Source organism: Streptococcus danieliae (assembly GCF_025447695.1).
GTDB classification, from domain to species: domain Bacteria; phylum Bacillota; class Bacilli; order Lactobacillales; family Streptococcaceae; genus Streptococcus; species Streptococcus danieliae.
The window spans coordinates 1-1,082 of record NZ_JAOBSU010000189.1; the positions used below are offsets into that span (position 1 = coordinate 1).

Below are 1,082 nucleotides of genomic sequence, written 5' to 3' on the forward strand. Positions count from 1 at the left end.
TAAAAGTAATGTTTAGGTCTTGAATTCCGAGTAATTTTTGAGTAACATAGTCCATATGAAGCAATTCCTATTCTGATATTTTTTTCCACTTATCAGTTTACTAGAAATTGCTTTTTTTTTGCACTCTGAATTACAAAAAAAGTTGCATGGAGAGCAAGCTTTCCACACAACTTATTATAGAACCTCTCTTTATGATTAGCAAAATACCTTTGACGCAGTAGTTGATTGGCAGTTTCGTTCGCCTTTTAGGCTCCGAACCCGACCTAATCAACCTTGCGGGGGTGGGACTACGAACTAATTTTGAAAAAATTAGTTCTGTCCCACTCCCTTTTTTAGATCCAATGAATTTCAAAGGAATCATTGGATTTTCGATGATTTTTTAAATAAAAGTGAATGAAGTGTGCCCAGATAAGAAAGATAGTTCCAGTCGTAATGACGGTGACCATAAGCGGAGTAGCGGCAAAGATCAGACTGGCCACAAAACCTAGAGCAAAAAGTAACCAATAGATTTGCAGGTAGGAGCGAGTCCATTTGTATTGTAAACGCCATTGAGAATAATCGCCAAGAAAAAGGCGAAGAGGCCTGCATAGAGGAAGGCAACAACAAAGAGGTGATTAGCTTCCTGTTCACTAAGAAAGGTCATCGAAACGGTGATCATTAAGATACTTGCGAAAACTAGATAGTGGCTGTAAATGAGCCGGAAGCCTAGGGTATTGAGGCTGCTATCCAGGGTATGGTTGAATTCTGTGAAATAGATCAGAAAGAGGAAGACAACCATCAGGAGGAAGAAGATGGAGGCGACTCCGACAATCACTTTTCCAAAGGAAGTAATGACGAGGAGAGCAATGCGCTCGACAAGATGGAGAAAATTGATCGGAACCAACCGCATCTCTTTCTGATAGAGGTAGGCATCAGGAAAGAGGCGATAACAGCTGCAAAATAGATCCAGATCCCGTATTTATAAAGCAGCAGGCGGGCAATCAGGCACCAAGAGTTCGCACATTTAAGGGCACTTCTAAAAACCAGAAGTATTCCGTCATATAAAAAAGAAGGGACGTTTGCCCTCTAATTTCCAGCAAGAG

General features: G+C 40.9%; 1 protein-coding gene. It reads right to left on the reverse strand.

The window, feature by feature from the left end:
* Positions 1-484: 484 nt before the first annotated feature.
* Complete coding sequence (locus N4310_RS08495; RefSeq protein WP_262092832.1) at positions 485-883, reverse strand: low temperature requirement protein A; 399 nt, start codon at positions 881-883, stop codon at positions 485-487.
* Between the last annotated feature and the right edge of the window lie 199 nt (positions 884-1,082).